General features: G+C 73.6%; 4 protein-coding genes. 2 read left to right on the top strand and 2 right to left on the bottom strand.

What is annotated here, in order from left to right:
- Both CCN39_RS50310 and CCN39_RS30220 read left to right on the top strand, forming a co-directional pair.
- The coding region (locus tag CCN39_RS50310; protein WP_158104563.1) for a hypothetical protein at window positions 1-876 on the top strand (876 nt) is incomplete at its 5' end.
- A gap of 115 nt (window positions 877-991) precedes the next feature.
- A complete protein-coding gene (locus CCN39_RS30220; RefSeq protein ID WP_086847712.1) occupies window positions 992-1,783 on the top strand; it encodes a hypothetical protein in 792 nt (263 codons plus the stop codon).
- Between the two features lie 73 nt (window positions 1,784-1,856).
- Here CCN39_RS30220 and CCN39_RS30215 read toward each other — a convergent pair whose 3' ends face one another.
- Both CCN39_RS30215 and CCN39_RS30210 read right to left on the bottom strand, forming a co-directional pair.
- On the bottom strand, window positions 1,857-2,753 hold the full coding sequence (locus tag CCN39_RS30215; protein WP_086847711.1) for an alpha/beta hydrolase: 897 nt from the start codon (window positions 2,751-2,753) through the stop codon (window positions 1,857-1,859).
- Window positions 2,754-3,142: 389 nt separating this feature from the next.
- Window positions 3,143-5,506: ATP-binding protein (locus CCN39_RS30210; RefSeq protein WP_143264207.1), on the bottom strand; the 2,364-nt coding region annotated here is incomplete at its 5' end.

The raw sequence follows: 5,506 nt of genomic DNA, 5'->3' as shown, positions 1-5,506 counted from the left end.
ACGATCCGCATCGCCGCGGCGAGGCACATCGTCGAGAAGCACGGCGGGCCGATCACGGCGCTCCTCGACCTCGCGGAGGACGAGGAGGCCCCCGAAGACGCCCGGATCCGCGCCGCGACCCTGGTCGGGAAGACGGAGCCGACCACCGGGGCCCGGTTGCTCGTCGCCATCGCACCACGCCGGCCGGAAGCCCTCAACCGGGCCTACGACCTCGACCCGACGGTCGGCTACGCGGCGTTGGACAAGCTGGCGAGGAGCTCGGCGGTACCGGTCGAGCGCCGGATCGCGGTGATCGAGGCGATCGGCGCGAAGCTGGACCGCGGCAAGCGGGTCCGGCTGTACACCGTGATCGCCGAAACCAGCCAGGGCAAGGACGCGCTGCGCGCGACCGGCAAGGTGGCGGCCCTCGATTCGATCCGCGGGCAGCGGCTGATGGCCGACCTCGCCGCGCGCCCCACGGCCGACCACGAGTACCGGGTGACCGCGGCGCTCGGAGGAGGGGCCGCGGCCGCGCCGGTGCTGCGTGACCTGGCCACGGACCGCGCCGTTCCGGACGAGCTGCGGTTCAAGTCCGCGAAGGCCCTCGAACGGTACGACCGGAAAGCCGCCGGGCCGGTGTTCCGCGACCTGGCGGAACAGGGCCGGCCGGACGACCTGCGGCTGCGGGCCGCGCTGTCGCTGCACGGCAGGCACGCCGTCAAGGCACTGACGTCGATCACCGAAGACCGGCACGCGGGCGCGGAAGTCCGGTTCCAAGCCGCGTTGCGGGCGAAGCGGCAGGACAAAGCCGCGGGACTGGCGGCGATGCGATTCCTCGACGAGGACCCCCGGCTCCCCGGCCGGGTCCGCAACCAGGTGCGGCAGCACCTGCACTGACCACCGGCAGCTCCCGCCCCGCGCCGCGCGGCCGGCTGCCGCCACGTAAACCGGGATGATCTCATTCCACCCTGACGCTAGTCTCCAGTGGACGGTGCGGCAGGGGGGAGTGATCGTGTCCAGCCACTTCGAGGCGATCGGGTTGGGCGTCACCAGCGAGGAAGAGTTCGGGGAGACGGTGGTCTCCTTGATCAACGCGGGCACGACGCGGCAGATCGCCAGGAAGACCAGCGAGCACGTCTGGACCGATCCCTCAGGCGCCCGATTGGTCGCGCAGGTCCGCGGCGGCGAGATCGAGTTCCTCCTGCCGAGCCTGGCCGGCACCACGCCCGCGGTTCCGGTGCGCGACGTCCGCCTCGTCGACGACGAGACCGCGATGCTCGAACTCCTCGACGGCGTCGGGGGACAGCTGGTCTGCCCCGTCGCGGTGGAACTGGAAGACCGAGCGGTCCTCGCCCACTCCGGCGGGCGGCTCGAGACCGGATCCCTGGTGCTGGCGGCGCTGGCCGAAGACGTCACCGTGCACGCCGACGCCGAGGCCTACTACGCCTCCCAGGACGATGACGGGCCGAAGTTCGCCGCCGACCACTTCATCCCGTCCGGAGCTTTCCCGCTCGCCGAACCCCCGCCCGGCTGGACGCCCTCCGCCCACGCGCTGTTCGCCGGCGAGGTCATCGAAGCCGCGACACCCGTGAACACGTTCACCGGCACGGCATTCCACCGGCTCCGGGTCCGCACCATCGCCGCGATCGAACTCGACGTCGCGATCGCGGCCCCCGACCTCGAGCGGCCACCCGCGCGCGGCAACGTCGTGACGGGCACCTTCTTCCTGACCGGAAGTCTGGGACTCCCGCCGGCCGGCCCCGCGGAAACCTCACGGAAGCGACGCGGCTGGTTCCGCCGATAGGCATCCGCACTAGTTCCGCGGGCGCGCGGGCGATCTCGCGCACCGTCCCGGTCCAGGACGGTGCGGCCGGCGCTCACGGAGTCGCGGTGCGGTCGCCCAGCCATGCCCGTGCGGTGGCCAGGTAGTCCCGCGTCACGGTGGTGTCGGGGGCCCACGCCTCGAAGCCGTGGGGTGCGCCCGGCACCACGTGCAGCGTGGCGTCGACGCCCGCCTCGCGCAGCCGGTGGGCGTACGCGGCGGACTCGTCGTGGAGCAGATCGATGTCGCCCACGCCGATCCACGCCGGGGGCAGCCCCGTGAGGTCTTCGCGGCGGGCCGGCACGGCGTAGGACGGCACATCCGGGGCACCCGGTTCGGTGCCGAGGTAGGAACGCCAGCCGAAGCGGTTGAGGCGGTTGTCCCAGCCGCGGTGGTTGCGGTCGTCGAGCTCGCGGCGGGCGGCGGTGCGGTCGTCGAGCATCGGGCACAGCAGCCACTGCGCGTGCGGCCGCTCGCCGCTGTCGCAGAGGCGCTGGACCAGTGCGGCCGCGAGCGCGCCGCCCGCGCTCTGCCCGCCGACGACGACGTCGTCCGGGCCGCCGGCCTGGTCGCGGGCCCAGGTCCAGGCCGCGTGGCAGTCGTCGAGCGCGGCCGGGTACTGCGCGTCCGGGGCGAGCCGGTACTCCACGGACACCACCGTGATGCCCAGCTCCCGCGCCGTTTCCCCGCAGAGCCGGTCGTCCTGGGCCGCGCGGCCGACGACGAAGCCGCCGCCGTGGATCCACAGGAGGGTGCGCCCGGGCCGCGCGGCACGCGGGCGGTGGATCCGCCACCCGGGCGTGCTCTCGATGTCCACGCCCGGCACCTCGACGGGCCGGATCTGCGCGGTCGCCGCGCGGATCTGCGGCAGCACCCCGGCTTCCTCCAGCGGCACGCGCGGGAGCCGGCCGGCCCGGGGACGGAGTTCGGGAGCAATCTCGGCGAGCTTCACCGCACTGCGCCGATCGTGGTCTGTGTCGTCGTGCTCATGGCCTCGACTTTATCGCGCGAACCACGCGCCTGATGGCGTTTTCCCAACCTCGTCGTCCGGAAGTTTCCCTTCCACCAAAGGAAAAAAGCGCCTTCCCGTCCCTGTTGTCACCTCTGTCCGATTCGGAGCGCACCACTGTCCACGGAGGACCGCACACCCCGGTCGGCCCACTACCCCCTCCACACTTCCCCGCCAAGGGCCTCGACTACGGCCTGCTGCCCTACAAGCCGGGGGTGCTGACGCTGCAGCGCTAGCGGTCACCGGCCGCTCCCGGTCCGGGGCAGCCGCCTGCCCACCACGGATCGATACGTTTCGCCGATCAGCCGGTGCGGCAACCGGACCGCGAGTTCTCAGCGCTCTCCACGCCGGACATCGTGTCGGCAGGCCCCGCGGTCATCGCCGGAACCGGAGCCGAGGCCGAGATCGTCGAGGTGGCGCTGCACCCGCTCGACGTCGGTGTCGCGGTTTTGCTGCCGGTACAGCTCCTGGGCCTCCTGCCACGCCCTGCGGGCCGGCTCGTGCTGTCCGAGGGCGGTGCGGGGGTGGCCGACGTTCTCGAGGGTGTTGGCGACCTGGTAGACGTTGCCGAGGGTGCGGTACGAGGTGAGGGCCTGCTGGTAGTGGTGGATGGCCTGCCGGTGGTCGCCGGTGTGGTGGGCGATGAACCCGAGGCTGTCCAGGGTGGCCGCCTCGCCGTCGGGGTCGTGGTGGCGCCGGTGCAGGGTGAGGGCGGCGAGGCAGTGGTCGCGAGCGGTGTCGAAGTCGCCCAGCTGCGCGGCGAGCCAGCCCACCGCGTTGAGGGCCTCGGCTTCCCGCACCGGCTGGTCGAGGGTGCGGTAGAGGTCGAGGGCTTTTCGGGCGTGGTCCAGTGCCTGGCGATCGTCCCCCTGTCTGGCCCACGCTTCCGCGTGCGCCAGGTGGGTGTGCGCCAGTTCGGTGGCGTCGTGGTGGCGCACGGCCGATGCCAGGGCCTGGTCCAGGTGCCCGATGGCTTCCTCGTGCAGGCCCGTCCTGGCGTAGGCGCAACCGAGGAACCGGTGGGCGCGGCTGCGGGTGGCGGGATCGGGCAGGTGAGCGGCGGCGTCCAGCGCGGCCTGCCACGCGACGAGCGCGTCGCGCAGGTCTCCCCGGCGGATGTGGAAGGTGTCCAACGTGCGGGCGAGGTGCCAGACGACGTGGTGGCGGCCGAGCGCGGCGGCGGCGCGTTGGGTGGCCAGGAGGGTGGCGTGCTCGGCCTGCAGCCAGGCCAGCGCGGCCGCGGCGTCGGCCAACGGCTGAGGGTGCACGCCGGGTGCGGGTGGCCCGGGGTGCAGGTGCTGGAGCGCAGGGTCCAGGAGGAGGTTGGCGGCGTGGGCGGTGTGCAGGTGGAAGTCCATCACCCGCACCAGCGCGGTCTCCCGCACGTCGTCCGGCAGGTCCTGGGCGGTGGTGGCGGCGTAGGCGCGGACCAGGTCGTGCATCGCGTACCGGCCGTGCGGCCGCCGTTCGAGCAGGGAGGCCTCCTCCAGCGCGCACAACGCTTTGCGCGCGCGAGCCGGGGACAGGCCGGTGAGGACGGCTGCGGCGGGCAGGGTCGTGTCCGGCCCGGGAGTGATGCCCAGCAGCGCGAACACGGTGCGCTGGGTGCCGGGGAGCCGGCACAGGGACCACGAGAGAACGGCGGGGAGGCTGGCGGCGGGGTCGGTGTCGTGGTCGAGCATTTCCAGGCCCAGCTCGCGCAGTTCGGCGGCGATCTCGGCCAGCCGGGCAGCGGGGCGAGTGGCGGCGTCCCGGGCGGTGATCGACAGGGCCAGGGGGTACCCGCCGCAGAGCTCGGCCAGCTCGTCGACGGTTTCGGGCTCGGCGGCGACCCGGTCGGCGCCCAGGCGTGCGGACAGCAGGGCGCGAGCCTCCTGCCGCGAGAGGACGTCCAGCTGCACGTGGCGGGCGCCGTGCCGGTCGATCAGCGAGGCGAGCCTGGCGCGGCCGGTGATCAGCACGGTGCAGGCCGGGCTCCCCGGCAGCAACGGGACGACCTGCTCGGCGGTGGCGACGTTGTCCAGCACGACCAGCATCCGCCGGTCCGCGACGAGGCTCCGGTACAGCGCGGCCCGCCCGTCGAGGTCCGGCGGGATGCGGCCGGGATCGGCTCCCAGCGCGTCGAGGAACCCGCGCAGGGCCACCGCCGGGGCCATCGGCTCTTCCGCCGGGCTGAACCCGTGCAGGTCGACGAACAGCTGGCCGTCCGGGAACCGGTCCAGGTGGCGGTGTGCCCAGGCCAGGGCGAGCCAGGTCTTGCCGATCCCGCCGGCCCCGCCGATCGCCGAGATCAGCACCGTGCCGGGCGTTCCGGCGAGTGTCTCGTCCAGCAGCGTCAGTTCGGCGAGACGGCCGGTGAGCACCGGGGGCGCCGGCAGCTGCCGCGGTACGTCCGGCTTGACGCTGCGGTCGAGAGCAGGGTCGGTGGCGAGGATGCGCCGGTGCAGATCGCGTAGTTCCGGCCCGGGGCCGGTGCCGACTTCGTCGGCCAGCCGGGCGCGGATGCGGTCGAACCGCAGGAGCGCCTCGGCCTGCCTGCCATTGCGGTACAAGGCGAGCATCAGCTGGCCGGCGACTCGTTCGTCGAGCGGACGTGCCTCCGCGCGCTCGGCCAGCTCCGCGCACAGACCCGCGTGCTTTCCCTGCGCGAGCGCCAGGTCCACGCGGTCGACGTCGGCGGCGAACCGCTCGCGCAG

Source organism: Amycolatopsis kentuckyensis (genome assembly GCF_002155975.1).
GTDB lineage: Bacteria > Actinomycetota > Actinomycetes > Mycobacteriales > Pseudonocardiaceae > Amycolatopsis > Amycolatopsis kentuckyensis.
This window is presented reverse-complemented; position numbering and strand designations above follow the sequence as displayed.